This window comes from bacterium, from assembly GCA_019695305.1.
In the GTDB taxonomy this organism is placed as follows: domain Bacteria; phylum UBA10199; class UBA10199; order UBA10199; family JAIBAG01; genus JAIBAG01.
Map to the genome: position 1 here is coordinate 1 of JAIBAG010000036.1, position 19,940 is coordinate 19,940.

General features: G+C 41.6%; 22 protein-coding genes and 1 tRNA gene. 14 read left to right on the forward strand and 9 right to left on the reverse strand.

The genetic code is table 11. The features are described 5' to 3' along the window. On the forward strand, positions 1 to 1,716 hold a 1,716-nt coding region (locus tag K1X76_11790), incomplete at its 5' end, for an ABC-F family ATP-binding cassette domain-containing protein (protein ID MBX7149745.1). Positions 1,717 to 1,911: 195 nt separating this feature from the next. Continuing rightward, complete coding sequence (locus K1X76_11795) at positions 1,912 to 3,099, forward strand: hypothetical protein (protein MBX7149746.1); 1,188 nt, start codon at positions 1,912 to 1,914, stop codon at positions 3,097 to 3,099. Here the strand turns inward: K1X76_11795 and K1X76_11800 are convergent. Further along, positions 3,096 to 3,890 carry a cyclic nucleotide-binding domain-containing protein gene (locus K1X76_11800; protein ID MBX7149747.1) on the reverse strand — a complete coding sequence of 265 codons (795 nt, stop codon included), beginning with the start codon at positions 3,888 to 3,890 and terminating at the stop codon, positions 3,096 to 3,098. The two genes, K1X76_11795 and K1X76_11800, sit on opposite strands and share 4 nt — an antisense overlap. A 108-nt stretch (positions 3,891 to 3,998) precedes the next feature. Between K1X76_11800 and K1X76_11805 the strand changes: the two genes are divergently transcribed. The 3 genes from K1X76_11805 to K1X76_11815 are packed head-to-tail and all read left to right on the forward strand — an operon-like array spanning position 3,999 to position 8,434. Next, complete coding sequence (locus K1X76_11805) at positions 3,999 to 5,342, forward strand: sodium:alanine symporter family protein (protein MBX7149748.1); 1,344 nt, start codon at positions 3,999 to 4,001, stop codon at positions 5,340 to 5,342. Continuing rightward, entirely contained in the window at positions 5,339 to 6,556 is a 1,218-nt protein-coding gene (locus tag K1X76_11810) for a dicarboxylate/amino acid:cation symporter (protein ID MBX7149749.1), read from the forward strand. The genes K1X76_11805 and K1X76_11810 overlap by 4 nt, the downstream gene beginning before the upstream one ends. 42 nt (positions 6,557 to 6,598) lie before the next feature. Further along, positions 6,599 to 8,434 carry an ATP-binding cassette domain-containing protein gene (locus K1X76_11815; GenBank protein ID MBX7149750.1) on the forward strand — a complete coding sequence of 612 codons (1,836 nt, stop codon included), beginning with the start codon at positions 6,599 to 6,601 and terminating at the stop codon, positions 8,432 to 8,434. Here K1X76_11815 and K1X76_11820 read toward each other — a convergent pair. Further along, on the reverse strand, positions 8,427 to 9,347 hold the full coding sequence (locus K1X76_11820; GenBank protein ID MBX7149751.1) for a class I SAM-dependent methyltransferase: 921 nt from the start codon (positions 9,345 to 9,347) through the stop codon (positions 8,427 to 8,429). The genes K1X76_11815 and K1X76_11820 overlap by 8 nt on opposite strands. A gap of 134 nt (positions 9,348 to 9,481) precedes the next feature. Between K1X76_11820 and K1X76_11825 the strand changes: the two genes are divergently transcribed. From K1X76_11825 to K1X76_11845, 5 genes are all read left to right on the forward strand, one after another. After that, complete coding sequence (locus K1X76_11825; protein ID MBX7149752.1) at positions 9,482 to 10,585, forward strand: hypothetical protein; 1,104 nt, start codon at positions 9,482 to 9,484, stop codon at positions 10,583 to 10,585. A gap of 82 nt (positions 10,586 to 10,667) precedes the next feature. Further along, positions 10,668 to 11,009 carry a cytochrome c gene (locus K1X76_11830; protein MBX7149753.1) on the forward strand — a complete coding sequence of 114 codons (342 nt, stop codon included), beginning with the start codon at positions 10,668 to 10,670 and terminating at the stop codon, positions 11,007 to 11,009. A gap of 104 nt (positions 11,010 to 11,113) precedes the next feature. Next, positions 11,114 to 11,341 carry a hypothetical protein gene (locus tag K1X76_11835; GenBank protein ID MBX7149754.1) on the forward strand — a complete coding sequence of 76 codons (228 nt, stop codon included), beginning with the start codon at positions 11,114 to 11,116 and terminating at the stop codon, positions 11,339 to 11,341. Between the two features lie 44 nt (positions 11,342 to 11,385). Then, the gene (locus K1X76_11840; protein ID MBX7149755.1) at positions 11,386 to 11,715 is read left to right on the forward strand and encodes a hypothetical protein; all 330 of its coding nucleotides are present in this window, start codon (positions 11,386 to 11,388) and stop codon (positions 11,713 to 11,715) included. Positions 11,716 to 11,780: 65 nt separating this feature from the next. After that, positions 11,781 to 11,864: transfer RNA gene (locus K1X76_11845), tRNA-Leu, on the forward strand. 37 nt (positions 11,865 to 11,901) lie between these two features. Here K1X76_11845 and ygiD read toward each other — a convergent pair. Beyond that, positions 11,902 to 12,681 (reverse strand): 4,5-DOPA dioxygenase extradiol, encoded by a 780-nt coding sequence (gene ygiD, locus K1X76_11850; GenBank protein MBX7149756.1) that lies wholly within the window; start codon positions 12,679 to 12,681, stop codon positions 11,902 to 11,904. A 247-nt stretch (positions 12,682 to 12,928) separates the two neighbouring features. Between ygiD and K1X76_11855 the strand changes: the two genes are divergently transcribed. Next, on the forward strand, positions 12,929 to 13,672 hold the full coding sequence (locus tag K1X76_11855) for a cytochrome b/b6 domain-containing protein (GenBank protein MBX7149757.1): 744 nt from the start codon (positions 12,929 to 12,931) through the stop codon (positions 13,670 to 13,672). A 9-nt stretch (positions 13,673 to 13,681) separates the two neighbouring features. Further along, entirely contained in the window at positions 13,682 to 14,197 is a 516-nt protein-coding gene (locus tag K1X76_11860; GenBank protein MBX7149758.1) for a LuxR C-terminal-related transcriptional regulator, read from the forward strand. 19 nt (positions 14,198 to 14,216) lie between these two features. Here the strand turns inward: K1X76_11860 and K1X76_11865 are convergent, their stop codons facing one another. Further along, positions 14,217 to 15,521 carry a DNA polymerase IV gene (locus K1X76_11865; protein MBX7149759.1) on the reverse strand — a complete coding sequence of 435 codons (1,305 nt, stop codon included), beginning with the start codon at positions 15,519 to 15,521 and terminating at the stop codon, positions 14,217 to 14,219. Continuing rightward, positions 15,514 to 16,092, reverse strand: a complete 579-nt coding sequence (lexA, locus tag K1X76_11870; GenBank protein ID MBX7149760.1) for a transcriptional repressor LexA — start codon at positions 16,090 to 16,092, stop codon at positions 15,514 to 15,516. The genes K1X76_11865 and lexA overlap by 8 nt, the downstream gene beginning before the upstream one ends. 157 nt (positions 16,093 to 16,249) lie before the next feature. Here lexA and K1X76_11875 point away from each other — a divergent pair, with 157 nt between their 5' ends. Continuing rightward, positions 16,250 to 16,816, forward strand: a complete 567-nt coding sequence (locus K1X76_11875; protein ID MBX7149761.1) for a hypothetical protein — start codon at positions 16,250 to 16,252, stop codon at positions 16,814 to 16,816. Positions 16,817 to 16,834: 18 nt separating this feature from the next. Here K1X76_11875 and K1X76_11880 read toward each other — a convergent pair whose 3' ends face one another. After that, positions 16,835 to 17,332, reverse strand: a complete 498-nt coding sequence (locus K1X76_11880; protein ID MBX7149762.1) for a L,D-transpeptidase family protein — start codon at positions 17,330 to 17,332, stop codon at positions 16,835 to 16,837. 159 nt (positions 17,333 to 17,491) lie between these two features. Between K1X76_11880 and K1X76_11885 the strand changes: the two genes are divergently transcribed. Further along, complete coding sequence (locus K1X76_11885; GenBank protein MBX7149763.1) at positions 17,492 to 18,649, forward strand: hypothetical protein; 1,158 nt, start codon at positions 17,492 to 17,494, stop codon at positions 18,647 to 18,649. Positions 18,650 to 18,679: 30 nt separating this feature from the next. Here K1X76_11885 and K1X76_11890 read toward each other — a convergent pair whose 3' ends face one another. The 3 genes from K1X76_11890 to K1X76_11900 all read right to left on the reverse strand — a co-directional run bounded on the left by K1X76_11890 (position 18,680) and on the right by K1X76_11900 (position 19,660). Then, positions 18,680 to 18,952: a DUF2288 domain-containing protein gene (locus tag K1X76_11890; GenBank protein MBX7149764.1), complete on the reverse strand. Its 273-nt coding sequence runs from the start codon at positions 18,950 to 18,952 to the stop codon at positions 18,680 to 18,682. A gap of 115 nt (positions 18,953 to 19,067) precedes the next feature. Next, the gene (locus K1X76_11895) at positions 19,068 to 19,349 is read right to left on the reverse strand and encodes a helix-turn-helix domain-containing protein (protein MBX7149765.1); all 282 of its coding nucleotides are present in this window, start codon (positions 19,347 to 19,349) and stop codon (positions 19,068 to 19,070) included. After that, a complete protein-coding gene (locus tag K1X76_11900; protein ID MBX7149766.1) occupies positions 19,346 to 19,660 on the reverse strand; it encodes a type II toxin-antitoxin system RelE/ParE family toxin in 315 nt (104 codons plus the stop codon). Before K1X76_11900 ends, K1X76_11895 begins: the two co-directional genes overlap by 4 nt. Between the last annotated feature and the right edge of the window lie 280 nt (positions 19,661 to 19,940).

A 19,940-nucleotide genomic window follows, 5' to 3' on the forward strand; every position in this document is an offset into this window, starting at 1 on the left:
GAAGAAAAAGAACGCATTGGATTAATTGGCCCCAATGGAGCCGGCAAGACCACTCTTCTTAAGATTTTAGCCGGCCTTGAAACTCCCGATACAGGCGACGTAGTCACTCAGCGAGGGCTTAAAACAGCCTATTTGGCGCAAACACCCCTATTTAAGGATAACGCTACCGTGCTGGATACTGTATTGGAGGGAACGCCCGCCCATGCCGAAGATTGGGAACGCCACAATAGTGCGCTCGCTTTAATTTCCAAATTAGATCTTCCCGCCGAAGCTCTGATTAGCAAACTCTCCGGTGGTTTAAAAAAGAAAACAGCCTTAGCACGCGAACTGGCCAAAGAACCCGATCTTCTTTTTTTAGACGAACCCACCAATCATTTAGATATTGAAACCATTTTGGGGCTTGAAGAATTTTTGCAAACCGTGGGCTGCGCTACCCTCACCATTACCCACGATCGCTTATTTTTAGAAAAAATATCCAACCGTTTGTTAGAACTCGATCGCCGCAATGAAAACGGCTTATTAAGTGTTAATGGGACCTACAGCGATTACTTGGAAATCAAAGAAGAACTCATGAGTGCGCAGGAAAAACGCGAGGAATCACTGAAAAACACGCTAAGACGCGAAACCGAATGGCTACGCCAGGGCGCCAAAGCACGCAGCACCAAACAAAAAGCCCGCATTGAACGAGCCGGTGATTTAAAAGAAGCCGTAGAAGCCATTAGCGCCAGAAATGTAGTAAAGAAAGTTAAAATTGATTTTGAAAACTCTACACTGCCAAAAGTTTTGCTTAAGGCGGGTAAAATATCCAAAAGTCATGACGGGAAAAAATTATTTGAAAATTTTGATCTGCTTGTTTCTCCAGGAACTCGATTGGGTATTTTAGGAAAAAACGGCGCGGGCAAATCAAGCCTTATCCGCGTTCTGCTCAAACAAGAAGAGCCCGATAAAGGCACTGTATTTCATGCCGATCAACTTAAAGTGGCGTATTTTGAACAGAACCGCGACATGCTTGATCCTACCCTTACGCTTGCCAAAACTTTTACGGCCGACGGCGATTATGTCACTTACCGCGGAAATAAAATTCATATTAAAGGTTATTTGGAAAAATTTTTGTTTGATGCCACACAAATGAATATGGCTGTAGGCAAACTTTCCGGCGGCGAACAAAGCCGCATCCTCATTGCCAAGCTCATGCTACAGCCGGCCAATGTTTTGGTACTCGATGAACCAACCAACGATTTAGATATCGCTACTCTCAACATTTTACAGGATTGTTTAACCGAATTTGAAGGCGCGGTGATTTTAGTAACTCACGATCGCTACTTTTTTGACGCGGTTGTTAATAAAGTAGCCGCCTTCATGCCGCGTCAAACTAAATTGGAATTTTTTGCCGATTTAAGCCAGTGGGAAGATGCTTATCGCAGCATGGAGCCCGAAACAGAAGTGGAAAAGGAAATTCCAGCAGTTCCCAAAATAACCGAAACTACAAAGAAGAAAAAACTTAGCTATAAAGATCAACGCGAGTTTGACGGCATGGAAAAAAAGATCGGTACTTTAGAAGAAACGCTGCAACAATTAGAAGAAGATTGTGGCAAAACAAGTGTTGCCAGTAATCCTAAACGCCTTCAAGAAATCACCACACAAATGGCCACATTAAAAAATGAAATAGACCAACTTTATAAACGCTGGGCCGAATTAGAAGCTCAGATCAGCTAATCAAAACTCTCTCATTTTGATAAAATTTAAACTTTTTCTCAAATCAAATCCTCTCATTTTGAGAAGCCATTCCCTTCTCAAAAAAATACATAATAATTTCAATAATTTATACTGCCAAGTTTTTGGCATAAAGCTTGCTTAATAAATGAGCATCGTCATCCGTCATCTTTTAAAAAACTAAAACGGGGAGTTTTTATGAAAGCAACATTTGTTGCTGCTTTTGCAGCCGCCTTTCTAATAACCTACACATCGCAAGCCTATGAAATCTCGTTTTTGCCTTCCATGTTTAAGCTTTCAGAACCCAGCCCCACATTAACAACAACAGACACAAATTCAGATGAAACCGAAACACACGCTACATCGGTGTGGCTTGGCTTTAACCATCAATGGGAAAAGGAACCTCATCGTTTGTCGCGTTTGGGTTCTTACCTGTCTAAAAACGAGCTCACCGATCGCAAAATAGTATCCCAGCAAAATTCGGTTTTTAGAGTAGGTGCCTTTGAAGATACCGGCATGGTGGACATGAAGGCCCGTTTTGTGCGTTCAAAAGACCTCAAATTTTATCACGGCTCTATTTCGGGTAAATGCCTAACAGTATCGGGCAATATGGGTGAACTTCATTCCAAATCATGCCAACAAACTCTCGATTTAGATGCTATTGGCATGGGAGATGTAGATCATGTAGATGTGATTTTAAGAGGTTTTAACGTTACAGCAGAATCGTATGAACGTGGTTATAATACCATGGGCTTTGGTGTATTTCTGAGCATGAACAACAATGTAGTAAAGGGAACTTTTAAAATTAAGCCCCAACACGAACCATTACGCCCTATGGCAGACGACGGCTGCAACCAAGATAATCACTGCACCTATTACACCTACAGCACCCGTATTTATTATACAGTGATAGGCTACAACGATGGCGATGCGCAAATCACTCACGGATACAATGCCTATAATGAAGTAGTGAAGATGATGCCCAACAAAGCAGCGCCCTACCCCTCGGCCACTAAACGCGCTCAAATTATTGAAGGCGACAGCGGTTTTCCGCATGGTTTAGTAGCTATGCGCGGTTTTGAATTTTTTCTGGATGAATGGAAGGCTACTGCAAAAGATGGACGCTATATTAGAGAAATTGAATTTAACATAGACGATGTGGATTATAACGCAGGAAGCGGCATTGCCGATTTTAATACCAACATGTATTTTTCAAACGAGGGGGTATGGCCTTACGGGTTTGATGCCACCTACAAAATGTGGACCTCTCTCATCCAATTTGGAAAAAACGATTGCGAACTTTCGGAAAGTGATTGGCACAGTGGAGAATTAGGAGAAGGCGAAATAGAATTTAAACAAAATATTGAGCACCTATTTACTCATTAGGCTTTCCCTAAAATTTTACTATTACCCTGAGCCACGCGCCGTGCCAGGGTTTGCAATAACTCTTCGGCAAGCCTTGGTTTTGTATTTACCAAATTTAAAAAATCATCTTTTTTAATAATATTCACTAAACAATCACTTGTGGCTTTCACATCGGCATGGCGGGCCTCGCCGGTTAAATAACCCATTTCTCCAAAAATTTCGTTAGCGCTAATGGTTGCCAGTTTTTTATTATGAGAACTCACTTCTGCTTCACCCTGAATAAGATGAAAAATTTCGTGAGACGCCTCTCCTTCGCGAATAATACAGTCGCCCGCCTTAAAACTTTTAAGCTTTAGCGTCGAAACAATGTCGTCTTTTACAAAAAGAGAACACAATTCCAAATGCAACTGGTTAGTGAAGGTTTCAAGCTCTCCCCAGGCGCAGGCCAGAGGAGCATGGGTATTCATAGTTTGCGTCCACGTGGCAAAATCAAATACAAGAATTTGACTTAAAAACTCGTTACTCACTTTAAAACCCTGAGGCACGCATAAGAGATCGCCATCCGAATAAAAACGTATCAGTTTGTTTTTATTAAAAAGCTTTATAAACCCCTTTTTTAAATAACAGTAACCCACAGGCAAACTATCTCCCGCATTCAGATTTAAAGCAGTAGGCGTGATCACACGCGAAACCTGATCGATAACAAGAGCCGTTTTTTCTTTTACCTTGCGGTAGAGCTCTTCGGTTTGAGGCGACATATCGGCCATAGTAAGAAGTAAATCCATAGGTGTAAGAATACAAAATATATTCATTTATGCCCATTGATCTTTTGAGATTTCAGACCAGTTCTCAGAACCTATATAAACCATTGACGCCATCCTCCGGGGATGTTTCTATCAAGAAAACCTACCGGGAGGATTATGGAAAACATTCAAAATTTTTTTGGCACATTAAGCGATATCATCTGGGGCTTACCTCTTATTATTCTGCTCATGGGCACCCATCTCTTTTTTACAATCCGGCTAAAATTTATTCAACGCTACCTGCCCACCATGATTAAAATTTCTTTTAAATCGGATGATACCGATAAAGGTGATGTGAGCCAGTTTGGTGCTTTGGCAACGGCCCTTGCCGCCACCATTGGCACTGGCAACATTGTGGGCGTTGCTACAGCGGTAGCCTCAGGAGGGCCAGGAGCTGTTTTGTGGATGTGGCTGACCGGCGTTTTTGGCATTGCTACCAAATATGCCGAATCACTACTGGCTGTTAAATACCGCGAAGTGGACGAAAACGGCACGATGTCGGGTGGAGCCATGTATGTTTTAGAAAAAGGCCTTAAGATGAAAGGCATTGGTGTTATTTTTGCCGCCTTCACTGTATTTGCCGCTTTTGCCATCGGTAACATCACACAGGCTAATTCTATTTCTACCATGGTGGCCAATACTTTTAACATTCCCACATGGGTAACCGGGCTTACTATCATGATTATTACCGCTGTGGTTATTTTGGGCGGGCTTAAATCTATTGCTCGTGTGTGCGAAGGGCTTGTTCCCTTCATGGCCATTTTTTATGTGGTGGGCTGTTTGATAATTTTAATTAAAAATTATCATGCGTTGCCGGATACGTTTTTAGTCATTTTCAACAGTGCCTTTAGTGGGCAAGCCGCCATTGGTGGTTTTATCGGTGCCGGGATGAAAGAGGCCATGCGCTATGGTGTGGCCCGTGGTTTATTTTCAAACGAATCAGGCTTGGGAAGCGCACCCATTGTTGCCGCCGCAGCTCAAACAAAAAATCCGGTACGCCAGGCCTTGGTATCGGCCTCTGGAACATTTTGGGATACGGTTGTAGTATGCGCTATGACGGGGCTTGTGGTGGTGAGTGCCGGAGACTGGACTCAAGGATTAAATGGGGCGGCCCTCACTCAATCGGCGTTTTCCCATATTCCCTATATAGGCCCCACCGTTTTAACCGTTGGCTTATTAACGTTTGTTTTCTCCACCATTTTAGGTTGGTCGTATTATGGCGAAAAAGCGGCCGAGTATCTTTTTGGTATCCGCTCTATAAAACCCTATCGCTACCTGTGGGTGGCCATGGTTTTTATTGGATCGGTTGTGCCCTTAAAACTGGTGTGGACCATTGGCGATGTTGCCAGCGGACTGATGGCTATTCCCAATATTTTTTCGCTCCTCGCATTAAATGGCGTGATTGTGGCCACCACACAGCAATATTTATGGAGTGGTAAATTGGATGAGGCTGGTTCATGAAAAAGATTCCCATCTACATTTATATTCTCATCGCCATGGGCCTGGGAATGGCCGTGGGATTAATAATTGGAGAACAAGCTAGCCCTTTGGGTGAAATTGGAAAAGTTTTTATTGGTCTTGTGAAAACGCTAGCGGCTCCACTTTTATTTTTTGCCATCCTCGATGCCTTTTTAAAAAGCGATCTTCAGTTAAAACAGGCTTTCAAAATGATTTCCATTTCAACGGTTAATGGCTTGATGGCCATCATGCTGGGGCTTGCCACAGCGTGGTTTATAAAACCCGGGCATCATTTAACTCTTCCGCCCAGCATGGATGTAGACCCACAAAATATTTTACTGAAGGCTGGCAAAATTGATTTTCTTAAAACCATTACCGACTATATCCCGCAAAGCCTTGTTGCCCCTTTTGTAAACAACACCATTATTTCAATTATCCTCATCTCTATTTTTTGTGGCTTGGCTCTGCGTTTGGTAAAAACTCAGCAAGTTCAAAACGGTGACGATAGTTTTAAAAGTATTGAAAACGGGATTACCACTTGTCTTGCCGCTATTCAGCTGATGATGAAAGGCGTTGTGTACTTATTGCCTTTTGCCGTTTTTGGAGCAGTGGCAAAAGTGGTTGGCGAAGAAGGGTTGTCGCCTCTTCAAGGACTTATCTGGTACGTAGGGAGCATTACGGGAGCTTTACTCATCCATATTCTCATCATTTATCAGGCGTGGATTGTTTTTGTATCGCCCTACTCACTTAAAACATTTTGGCGCTTTGCCCGCGAGCCACTCAGTTATGCCCTGGGAACCGGCTCAAGCTTAGCTACTTTGCCCATCACGCTTAAAGCGCTTGATAAGATGGATGTATCAAAAGCCTCTTCACGTATGGCGGCCTGTGTGGGTACCAATATTAATAATGACGGTATTATTTTGTACGAAGCCCTGGCAGTTTTATTTGTGGCTCAAGTTTACGGAATAGAATTATCATTTGCTCAACAGGTGTTAGCTATTTTTTCGTGCATTATTGCCGGCATTGGTATTTCGGGCATTCCCGATGCCGGGCTTATTTCGCTATCACTGGTACTTGCAACCGTAGGGCTGCCTCTTGAAATTTTACCTCTCTTACTCACCGTCGATTGGCTTCTGGGCCGTTTTAGAGCCATGACCAATGTAATAAGCGACATGACCGTTGCCTGCGTATTAGACCAAAAAAAATCGTCCATTTAGAACCTTGCTTTTTTATGCTTCTCTGGGTTAAGGGGAGCCCCCATGTTAAAGTGTCACAACATTTCCAAATCGTATGGCAAGCAGGTTTTGTTTGAAGGAACCTCGCTGCAATTAAACCCTGGCGAACGCTTGGGCCTGGTGGGCCGTAACGGGCACGGCAAATCCACTCTTTTTAAACTCATTTTAAAACAAGAAGGCCCCGATGACGGCGATATTACTGTTCCAAAAAACTACCGCATTGGCCATTTGGAGCAGCATATTCATTTTACAAAACCCACGGTTCTTGAAGAAGCCTGCACAGGCTTAACCGAAGAAGACCAGTACGATCACTGGAAAGTAGAAGCTATATTGTTTGGGCTGGGGTTTACAAAAAAAGACATGGACCGCAATCCCGGTGAATTTTCGGGTGGCTTTCAAATCCGTATCAATTTGGCCAAAGTGTTGGCGTCTAATCCTAATTTATTATTATTGGACGAACCCACCAACTATTTGGACATTGTGTCTATCCGCTGGATTACCCAGTTTTTAAACGATTGGCCTAACGAACTTATTATCATTTCGCACGATCGTGAATTTATGGATAGTGTTACCACGCACACCGCGTTGATCCACCGTGGCAAAATTCGTAAAGTAGAAGGTGGCACCGAAAAATTATACGCTCAGGTAGAACAAGACGAAGAAACGTATGAAAAAACGCGCTTAGCCCAGGAAAAACAGCGTAAACACGCCGAAGATTTTATCAATAAATTTAGAGCGCAGGCCGGACGCGCTGCCATGGTGCAATCGCGCATTAAAATGCTGGATAAAATGCCCGAGGTAGAAGAACTATCCACCATTAAAGATCTGGATTTTAAATTTCACTACGAGCTCTTTGAAGCCAAAACACTCATGGAAATTAACGACTTGTCATTTGCGTACGACAAAGGCCCCCTTCTTATTCCCAAAGTTAATTTGATGGTACAGGCTAAAGACCGCATTGTGATTATTGGAAAAAACGGAAAAGGGAAATCCACTCTTCTCAATTTGATGGCAGGTGAACTCAAACCGCTCACTGGAACGGTGTCGAGCCATCCTAAAACCAAGCTGGGTTATTTTGGCCAGACAAATATCGCCCGTCTTAATCCTAAAAACACCATTGAACGTGAAATTGATGAAGCTAATCCAAAACTGGGAAGAACAGCTGTAAAAAGTATTTGCGGATGCATGATGTTTAGTGGCGAAACCGCCGATAAAAAAATATCGAGTTTATCAGGAGGTGAAAAAAGCCGTGTGCTGTTGGGAAAAATTCTGGCTACTCCGGCCAACCTTCTCTTTTTGGATGAACCCACCAACCATCTGGACATGCAAAGCATTGAAGCACTTACACAAAGTATCGAAGAGTTCGATGGCGCTGTCGTTATTGTTACGCACAACGAAGAAATTTTACGCCGCGTGGCTACTAAGCTGGTCATTTTTCATCACGGCATTGTGGATGTATTTCCCGGAAGCTACGATGACTTTTTAGAAAAAATTGGTTGGGAAGAAGAAGACCCGGATGATGCCCAGCCCGTAGAAACGCCCTCTCAGATAGAGCAAAAAGTAAAACGGGAAAAAGCGGATATTATTAACGAACGTTCCAAAGTAACTAGCCCTCTTAAGCATGATATGAGTGTGCTGGAAAATGAGATTACCCAATTTGAAAAAGAGTTGGCGCGCATGAATGAAGATCTCATTAAAGCCTCACAAGAAAAAAACACGGCCGTGTTTGCCGAACTCTCTAAAAAAATAAAAGACACTCAAAAACAAATTGAAACACGTTTTAGTAAATTGGAAGATGTGAGCAAAAAGCTGGATGAACAAAACGCTAAATTTGAAGGCTTATTAAAAGAACTTACTTAACACACCAATACATCTGTACTGTTTCTAAAGCGGTGGCCGGGAAATCGGAGGGTGGCCTTAAAACCTCTACCGTTTTAAAATGTTTTTTTAAAATTGAATGGTAATTTTCTTTTTTGCCCGCTTGATGATTGGTGCAAAAAAGGCCTTGGCCATTTTTATTTAAAATTTGAGAGCAATCTTTCACCAGCTCTTTCCATTCTTTCTCCACACTAAAAAAGCCTCCGCTCTTCGTTTTAGAAAAAGTTGGCGGATCGCAAATAATGAGATCGAACATATTATTTTTTTTAACCTGAAACTTAAGCCACTCGCGCACATCTTTTTTCACGAAATTAAATTTCGTATCATCCAAACCATTGAGTTTAAAATTATCGCGTCCCCAATTAAGGCTAGGCTGTGATACATCTACCGAAAACACCTCCGTTGCCCCACCCAGTGCTGCCGCTAACGAAAAGGAGCAGGTATAGCTAAACAAATTGGCTACTTTTTTATGGAAGGAGTTATTTTTAACAAAAGAGCGGTTATCGCGCTGGTCTAAAAACAAACCCGTATGCTGGTTTTGCGTAAGCATGATGTTAAACAAGATCTCATTTTCTGTAACCATAAGAGGAGAAGGAATATTTTGGCCCCATGTTTTTTCTTCGGTAATAAGTTTTTGATCGTGTGGGTTTTTATTGGCACGTTTAAAAACACCGCCGTAGAGCGGGTAATTTTTTTCAATTTCAGCAAAAAAAGGGGCCAGTTGTTCTTGTGCAAACAAAAGTGAATCTTTTTCGTGATACAACCATACACACATATAGCCTGCATAATAATCAACAGTGCATTCCAAAGGCCCCTCGCCACGGTGAAGTAAGCGCAACGCATTGGTGTTTTTTATAGAGTCACGGCGCTTTAAAATAGTATCCCATTTTTCCATGTTTATTTAAGGCCCATACAAATAAAGTATCGGCAAAGAAAGAAGATAAATATAAGTTACTGATATTATTGCAATTAATAAAGAGACAACACTCGCAACTTAGTGAGCATAAAGGCCGATAATATAAAGAGAATATGGATGATATTCCACAAACCAAACCTTTACCACTTGCATGGGTCAATCAGCAGCTTCCCAACAATTTAGGCGAGGCCCTTCGTGTGACTGATACCAATCGTTCCGGCACGCTGGATACACAACAAGAAATAGAAGCAGCAGCTTTACAAGTATTTAATTTAGGGGCCGAAGAAAATAAAAGTGCCTTTGCCAGTCTAGCTCAAGATTATGGTTTTACACTTCCTTCTTATTTTAAAGAAGCACTCTGCTTTTTTCCTCAAGCCGATATAAACTTAACACGTCAGGAAATTGAAAAATTAAAATTAGATTTAGAAACCATTGCCCTTATAGAGGGAGATGAGTACCTGCTTGATACAGAATATGAAAAAGCAACTGCACTAAGATTCATCCAAGCGGCCCAGTACACAATTCACGATTTTGACAACAACCTCCATTATACCGATATTCAACTGTTACGTTCTGGGAAAATGCTCACAGAAGACCCGCAAGCTTCATTTGCCATTGTTCACGATTCTCAAAACCCTCATATTGTTTTAGAAAAATATTCCCCACAAAATGAATCTGAAGATGAATGTATTTTAAAAGTACCGGCGCAACAATTTCCACACGAGGTAACAGTATATTCGGGCTATGGGCTAAGATATTCAAATAAAGTATCCATAACCCCCGCTGACTGGGAAAGAGTTTTAAAATTTTTTACTCCCAATATTACGTCTGCCGCACAAGAGCGAGAAGCCATTAGTCATGCCGTTGCCGAGTACGAAGATATTATTGGCTTAAGTAACGATAGAGGAGGGTCACAGGGAAACTTTTTAGATACACGAGAGATTGAAAACACATTACAAACAGATTGCATAGACGAAACAAACAATACACAACAACTCTTAAGTTTGTTGTCTGTTAATGGCTATTTGAATTTCTATACGGCCTCGCTAGGAGACTCGTCTCTCCGCAATGAACACAGAATATTTGCCTATCATGCGGCAGCGGTTATGACAGAAAGAGCTACCGGTACACGTTGGGTTGTAGATTCTTGGGTGAATAAGGGCGGCGAACTCCCGCAAATTTTACACGAAAGTGATTGGATGCTTTTGTGCGAATAATTCTTACAATTAATAAAAATGCATTTGAAATTTTTAATAAAGAAGCCTAAGGAGTAATTTCAACAATTTTCTTGGAGGCTTTATGCGTTCTCTTTTTATTTTATCCCTGTTATTGGTTTCGGTTAGCTCTTATGCTGCCGGCGATGCCGTAGCCGGTAAAGCTAAATTTGATATGTTGTGCGCAAGTTGTCACGGTGCTACCGGTGGCGGCGATGGCGTGGCTTCAGCAGCCTTAAACCCCAAACCCCGTGTTTTATCGGATCCTGCTTTTCAGGCTTCTAAAACCGATGATCACTTAAAAAACGTGATTAAAAACGGTGGCGCTTCGGTTGGTTTGTCGGCCACCATGCCGGCTTGGGGTGCTGCTTTAACCGATGCCGATATCGACAATGTGGTGGCTTTTATCCGCAGCCTTAAAAAATAATGTGGAGCAGCCACCCGCATGGGGCTGAGGTGATTTTATAAACTCTAGTAATATCAAGTATTTATAAAGCATCATCTTGGCCCCATAATTGCTTTATGTAGGGCATGGCCTTTATTACTTTTAATCGTAGTGCTCAAAATAAATTGGGTTTTGATGTATCCGAAAAAAACTCTTCTACCTCTTCCAGCTCAGAAGTAACCCGCGAAGACGAAGCCAAATACCTTCAAAAACAGGCTGCTCGCTACAATGCACTGGTTCAACCCGTACGTGCCACCGATCAATCGCTTTTGGCCGATTTAAACGCTATCAGAGGGGATATCGGCAACGTGTAGATTGATTTCTTTTCAAGCCCTCTTACTTCCATTACAATTGCCCCATGACCACAAAACACTGGATTGCGCTTGTTCTTAATGCCTTTGTTATTCCGGGTGCAGGCCAATATTATTTAAAACGTAAAAAATTGGGCACGCTGATTATGGCAGCGGTTTGTTTTATTGTTCTTTTTTTGATTGTTCATTTTGAGGTGGCCCTTTACCACAACATTAAAATGTATGGTGACCCCACAGAAGCCCTGCACCACGCCAAAGAACTGGCCCAAGGTCCACTGGCAACCAACAAAAACCTGTACCAGGGCGGAAGCCTGGTATTAGCACTGTTGTGGGTGTATGGGATTGTGGAGATCTTCTTATCCCGAAAAACGGGATAAGAGACTAAAAGAAAAACATTGATTCCGGGACTCAGTCGCAGTAAGAAACCCCCTCTTAAATGTAGGCCGCCTTGGTGGAATTGGCAGACACGTTGGACTCAAAATCCAAAGAGAGCAATCTCGTCCCGGTTCGACCCCGGGAGGCGGCACACGACAACCCCCTTCAACCGAAGGGGTTTTGTTTTTTTAAGAATAACTAAACGACAACATCGAAATAGAACCCATTTCAATGCCTTCATATTCACACTGAAGCTTATCGCTTTGCCGGGAGGCGCCCAGCACGTACAACAAAGGATACCAGTGATCGGGCGTAGGAGCGCTTAACTTGCCTTCTTCACTTTTTAAAGCATCGTGCACTAAAGCTTGATGCTCGTGAGCAACCAATCTTTCTTTAACCCACGTTTCAAAGTGCTGGGCCCAACTGTAAGGTTTAGCCTCTCCATGCCACTGAATACGTGATAAGTTATGCACCACATTCCCACTACCAATGATCATCACACCTTCATCGCGTAAAAAACTGAGTTGCTTTCCTAATTCAAAATGAAATGCGGGAGACTCAGCGATGGAGATACTCAGCTGCACCACCGGCACATCGGCTTTGGGATACAGATGCTTTAACACCGCCCAACATCCGTGATCGAGCCCCCACTCATCATTTAGCTTGATAGAAGGCTCACGAATAGCATCACAAATTTGTTGCGCCAATTCGGGTGCTCCGGGTGCCGGGTATTGCACGTTAAAAAGTTCTTGGGGAAATCCTCCAAAATCGTGAATGGTTTTTGGATGCTCGTTACTGGTTACAAAAGTACCCTGTGTTAACCAATGCGCCGATACACACACAAGTGCCTTGGGCTTTTCAAAACTCTCTCCTAAACGAGATAGCATGGCCGTAAAAGCATTGTCGCTTACCGCATGCATTGGGTTACCATGGCCAATAAACAAAGCGGGTTGTGGGGAATGAGACATTATTCTTGATAACAATTTGCCAACTTATATGAAGTAAAAAATACTAAAAGCAGGATAGAATTAAAAGCTCAAGACTATCTCCTATTATGCTGCATCCACATAAAACATTAGTCTGTTTGTCCCCTTTAAGCTGCCTAAGCTATTGAAATTTAAAGCCGTACATCATTTGCCCTATAGTCAAAACATTAATCCTCACCTAAATTCCCCCTTAGATAGACATATTTCTATCACCAAAAAAGGATATTTTATGGAATCGACTCGCATTTATGATGTGCCCACCCGAATTTTCCATGTGTTGTTTGCTGCTTTATTTATTATCGCCTGGAGTATCGGCAACACCATCGACGACGATTCGGCGCTCTTTGCTTATCACATGATAGCCGGACTTTTGTTGGCTTTTGTTGTTATGCTAAGAATATTTTGGGGTTTTACAGGAAGCCGCCATGCACGTTTTTCTTCGTTTCCTTTAAATCCAAAAGAACTCTTCACCTATTTTAAAAATATTTTCTCAACGAGTGCCACGCGCTATTCAGGGCACAACCCCGCATCAAGTTGGGCGGCAATTATAATGATGGGACTTGCTGTAGGCTTGGGAATTACCGGTTTTTTAATGACCCAATACGGCGAACAAGAACTTCTTGAAGAGCTCCATGAATTATTGGCCAATACATTTATTGTTATTGTGTTATTGCACATTGCTGGAGTGATGCTACACACTTTAAAGCATAGAGATGCCATTGGGATGAGCATGCTTCATGGTAAAAAGCTTGGAATAAGCGCCTCGGCAGGCATTACCAAATCGCATGTTATGGCTGGCATTCTTTTTTTATCACTTATTAGCGGGTTTGCGTTTTATCTAAACAAAAATTATGATTCGGCTAGTCGCACACTTACACTTGCGGGCATAACTTTAAACCTGGGAGAAGCAGAAGAAGGAAATGATTCTGGCTTGGAACAGAATGACGAACATGAGGATAGAGATGATGATTAAGAGGCTTTCATGAACCACAAAGAACGTTGGGCCATATCTGCCCTTTTACTAGGCATTATTGTGCTTGTTGTTTTTGATTTAGCCACCGATTTTAAAGCGGGTGGCCGCTGGTGGCATTTGGGCGCCGAAGGGCTTATGGCCATTACGGCCATGGGAGGAATTTTCTTACTCATCCGCGATACACTAACGCTTAAACGGCACCTAGCCAGCGAAAAGGAGCGTTCGCTCCAGCTTAAAACCGAATCGGAAAATTGGCGCACTCAATCCAAAAAATACATCGAGGGTTTAAGCCAGGCTATCGACCAACAGCTTAACACCTGGAACCTTACCGATTCCGAAAAAGAAGTGGCCTTTCTTTTACTAAAAGGTTTAAGTTTTAAAGAAATTGCCCATGCCCGTAACACAAGCGAAAAAACGGCCCGGGCACAATCAGCATCCATTTATTCAAAATCTGGTTTAAGTGGCCGCTCCGAACTTTCGGCCTTTTTTTTAGAAGACTTGCTCCTGCCCAACAATTCTGAATAAAGTATTTCACTCACAAAAATTAAATAGAATGCTTAAGCAGCACAATGCCTAAACGCTGCCTGAAGTTTTCGCCCTTTAATAATTCCTTTTTACGTGCTGGCAATTCGCCACGCGCTCCCTCGTGCCGTTTTTGAGCCGATAAACTTTCGGCCAGATGCACTTTAAACTTTCCGTACTTGGCATTAATACTATCCATACTTTTGGTTACCCACTCCTGCTTTACCGTTTGGACGGGATTTTCAAAAAGGCTAAACTGTTTTTCAGTAACAACACTTAACTCGCCCAACACAACACCCGTAGCTCTGTATAAAGTATTAGGCCTGTAGAGTGCTTCAAACAAATCGTAAAAAGGCGCGCTGATATTTAAAGGAACCGATGTGGCATAGGGCAATTTTAAATCCAGCGCATAGCCTTTAAAATTCTGTGTTTTTAAATAAAGCGATAGCGTTTTGGCCTCTAATCCAAAGCGTCTGGCCTTAAGACATGCCCCTTCCAAATTACGCAACGCCTGGGCATAAACAAAATCTTTTTTGTTAGATGGAGGTGTAAACGTTTTGGTTTTACTAATGCTTGCGTACGTTGATTTTTCTTCCGCACTCACCGGCCATACCACATGCCCCAAAAGCTCTCTGTGAATTTCCACCCCCGGCTTATGCAGATAATCTTTTACCCAGCCCTCGGGCTTCTTGATAAAATCATACGCCGTTTTAATATGCAGTTTATTTAACAAGGCTGTTTTATTGGGCCCAAAGCCCCATACTTTTTCGACAGTAATTTTTTTTAAAAATTCATCCAACACAATACCTGGCACCAACGTTAAACCCGACGGTTTTTTAAATTTAGAAGCGAGTTTGGCAATACTTTTAGTTAAACTTAAGCCCACCGAAACCGTAAGCCCCAACTCATTCTCAACACTTTCTTTAATACGCTTGGCAATTTCTCCATAAGACGCCCGATGCACCTGACGCAAACCCGATAAATCGGCAAAAGCTTCATCAATCGAGTATTCTTCCACCATGGGCGTAAAACGCCTCATGATGGCAAACATGCGTTTTGAAAATAATGAGTACGTTTCGTAATCGGAAGGCACACAAACAAGCCCGGGACACATCTTTTTGGCATCGGCAAGCGACACACCCCGTTTTACCCCGCGCGCTTTAGCCTCTATACTTGCCGCCGCCACAATGCCACGCTCGGCGCCGGTAATAACAGGCTTTCCTTTTAAACGCGGGTTTACCGTTTGCTCAACAGCCGCAAAAAAATTATCGGCATCTAAATGCAAAATGCACGAAGGCCACGAGCTGATATAAAGAGGTTTATTCATAGCGCCGCACCACCGCTTTTACAATGCCTGCCATTTGTAATTCTCGTTTGGGTGTTAACGGCGCATATTTTTTATTACCAGCAATAAGCCGTATTTTATCACCGCGTTTTTCATAAAACTTTAATGTCCATTCACCATCTATTTGCGCCACAACCACCTGCCCGTTTTTAGGCGCACGCCCACGCTCAATAATCACTAAATCGCCTGGCATAATACCTTCGTCTATCATCGAATCGCCACTCACCTTGAGCATGAAACTCGCTTGCGGGTTGCGGATTAAATAATCGTCCAGCGAAAGCGTATCTAATAACTCTTCCTCGGCCGGGCTTGGGAAACCGGCCTGAACCGAACCTAACAATTTAACAGGCGTTGAAAGATTTTTAGGAATAAGCTTTCCGCTAGAACGCTTTTCGATAAATCCTGCCTCAATTAATTTTTGAGTAAGCTTAAAAGCCGAACTTTTGGACGAATATCCAAACAGTACACACATTTCGGTATAACTGGGCAAGCGCCCCTCGCGCCTGAAAAACCGCCATAATTTTTCCCGTGCTTGTTCTATTGCTTTATCCATAAGCCCACCTTCATCAAGAAGTTAGAGAACGATCGTTCGCTAGTCAAGAGCCATAGCTAAAAAATTTTTAAGCCATCAATATTAAAGGCAGTTTTTTATTTCCAAAGTAGATAAACCCTTTGCAGACTACAACTAAAACTGAATATAATGTCTTTCTATGATTCCCCTTAAAAAGCTTAAAGGCAAACTTGTTACACTAGCTGTTATTTTTATCTGCGTGTCGCTCTCGTTAGTAGGAACATTTTTTACCGAGCTGGGCGGTTTTAAACCAGCCTTTGATGCCGTTGCCGACGGGAACTTTATTTTTCCGGCAGCCCGCGGCGGACCTGTTATTTTAGTTTTTATTGTAGTGGTTATTTTTTTGTGGGCGCTGGCACTTTTATCGGTATTTACCATTCAGGGTTTAGTAGCGCTTATAAAAGGATTAGTTGTTTCGTTTGTGATACTGTCGGCTTTTAATATTAAATATATAAAAACAAAAATTCCCAAGAGCGATCCGCTTATTGTAAAAAAATGGACTGGGATAGGAGCTGTGCTCGCTTTTGTTTACTGCACGTATTTGGGAATTATTAATCCGCTGCTCTCTCAACTGGGTTCTCACCCCATGCCTGTTATTTCACTTTCCGGCTTTATAGAGGGACTCACCGAGATGGGCCTAATGTTTTGTTTTGTGGGCTATGTTATTGGAAAAATTATTTACTTAAAAAATCGCTCTGCTCAGTAAACACACTCAAATAAGAGCTTAAGGTTTAATTTCTACCGTTGTTCCAACATCTACCATATCCCATATCTCATCTATTTCTTCATTGCTAAGCGCTATGCACCCGCGTGTCCAGTCATACAGCCCCTGCCATTTTTTTACCCATCCCAATCCATTAGGCAAACCATGAATCATAATATCACCACCGGGCTTTACACCTTTTGCCGCAGCTTCCTCAATATCCTTTTTATCAGGGTAAGAAATACGAAACGCTTTGTAATAGTTGCTGTGGCTATTTTTTAACTCAATTTTATAAATGCCTTCGGGGGTTTTGTTATCCCCCTGCTGTACTTTATCACCCACAGGAGATCCCCCCAGCGATACTTTGTAAGTTTTAAGCACATGGCTTCCATTCAACACGCTAAGCTTTCGTTTTGATTTTTCAATAAGAATATAATTGGCCTTAGAATGAGAGGCCGAAAAGGATGACGCTGAAAAAAGAAGAACAAGAGAAAATGTTAAAAGAGATTTTAAAAACATGATTTCTATTATGTCACATTCTTATAAAAAACCTACGCTTCTTGTTAAGTAAAGGCGATTTTACCGCAAAATTAGCCCAAAAGCGTATCTATAAAACAGGTTGATATTATTCCCCCGTTTAACTAGAGACCTATGCCCATACTCATTTTGGAGGTTTTTATGAAGTCTGTTCGATATTTTTTATTAGGCTTATTACTCACTACCCTGGCTTGTTCGGGAAAGTCCGGCTCTACTGGTCCATCCAAAGCCGAGCTTGATGCCATGATAGCTGCCAGCTCGCTTGTTTATAAAAGCCAAACTATTACTAAAACCGATAATGAAAACGATGGGGTTATTGATGCTTACATGGTAACAAGCTATAATCAAAATGGTCGTACACTTCATACGGATATCGATAACAATCAAGATGGCATTATTGAAGCTTACGAAGACTATACATACGATGCCAACAATAACACAATAACCTCTAACTATCACCGAAACCCGCCAGCCTATACCGATAGTACTTATACATACGATTCCAATAACAACCAAATTGATCAATATTCAAACGGTCAGGATATTCATAGCGTACCTTTTGATAGACATTTTCATTCTACCTACAATGCTCAAAACAAAAGAACCGAATTATTAGCCGACAATAACAATGATGGGATTTATGATATTTTCTATAATTATACTTTTGATGCCACAGGACTTTTAGAAATTCATTATGAGACTGGTAATGTTGGTTCCGCCCCATCAACAACAACGGATTACACGTATAACGCGCAGGGCTTACTCCAAATATCAAATACCGACGATGTTATCCCTGCATTCGATCTTATTGTTACCAATACGTACGATTCTGACGGCAACAAAATCATGATTGAAAACGATAATGGCGCAAATGGTACAGTTGATAGCAAAATTACTTATGACTACGACAGTCACCATAACATCACCCGCTATACTAGTTATACTAACGATGTTATTGATGGATACAGTATTTATCAATACACAGAAATTCCCTACATTTTCACAAAAGGTCCATGGGCTATGGCTTTTGACGAAGAAGATACGGGTTATTATATTTCTAACAGACAAGATTATGATGGCTCCGGCAACTTAACATCCGAAATATTCAACTACTATGCGCCCGATGGTAGTGAGTCTTATAGCCAAATTGATATCGATGGTGATGAAAATCTTGATAAGAATGAAGTTACCCTCTACGACATCTATGGTTATAGAAGTGAATATTACACAGATAATAATTTTGATGATGTTAAAGAATTTATAGAAACATACGAAAATTCGTATACGCCGTTACCGTAATACTTATGCTACGTTTGCCTGTCAGCGGGGTTATTTTTTTATCTGCGCCAACACATACGGTTGAACAATAACAGATTCAAATAAAGGGTTGGTTTTATCCCAGCTTTGAGCTTCTGCTAGGGTAGGTTTACGCAAATCTCCTGCGGTAATCCATTGGGTTACCTGGGCGGTATTGTCTGCGGCAATTTGCTGGGCGGCATACAGCAAATTAATATCATCTTTCACAAGAATAAAAGCGCCGCGTATTGAATGCGGGCGCATCACTTCCCAGGTTTCGGTTAAAATTTCGAGTGGTCTATCCATACATAAGCACTATTAAAAGTTTAATAAAAAGACGCATATAAAAAAATAGCGGCTTTGTGGGATTAATAAATTAGTATAATAAGTTAACAACGTCCCTACTCCTCCTCTACAAACATCACGCAGCTTTCTTGATTACAATTTCCGCACTTAAATCCAAAGCTTCTACTAAGCGTAACAATCGATCGATGGTTACTTTTTGGAGGCTTCCCGATAAAATACCTGTTACAGCCGAACGTGGAAGTTGGGATTTATGGGCCAGTTCAGCATGAGTTATTTTACTTTTGGCCATCTCATTCAAGATTGAGGTAATAAGTTTTGCCTTACAAACCGCCTGCAAACCACGAGCAGGAGATATATTGAGCATTTTAGATAATTTCTTGGCGGATGTTTTTTTCATACAACCTCTTTTAAGCGGCTTTTTGCCAACATCACATTATAATGCATTGTTTTTTCCGACTTCTTTTTAAATGCATGCAATAAATAAATCATTCCCTTTCCCAAAAGCACATAAATAATTCGATAGGCTCCAGTTTTATCTTTTAAACGTATTTCGTGCACTCCTTTACCGATACTGGACATAGGCCGTGATAAAGGCATACTTAAATGATGACCTTCTTCCAAACGTGCCAGCACATCGGCTAAATACTCTCTAATATTAAGAGGGAAAACACTAATCTCCTTTTCGCATTGTTTTAAAATTTTTATCACATAACGCTATAATGTCTCATATATAAGACATAATAACAAGATTAAAGTTAATAAAAGAACCTCAACGAGAGCATAAGCAATACCCATGCCAGGGATTTTAAAAATAAAACCTGTTTAAAATTTGATAGTTATAAAATGGAGTAAAAATGGAAAAGGGTACGTTCAAGGTGGAAGTGCACCACTACGTAATTTTTTGAGTATTTCCGCAGGAGTATAAAAGTCTAAACATTTTCTCGGTCTATGGTTGAGACGATGTTCGACGAGAAGAATATCCTTTTCT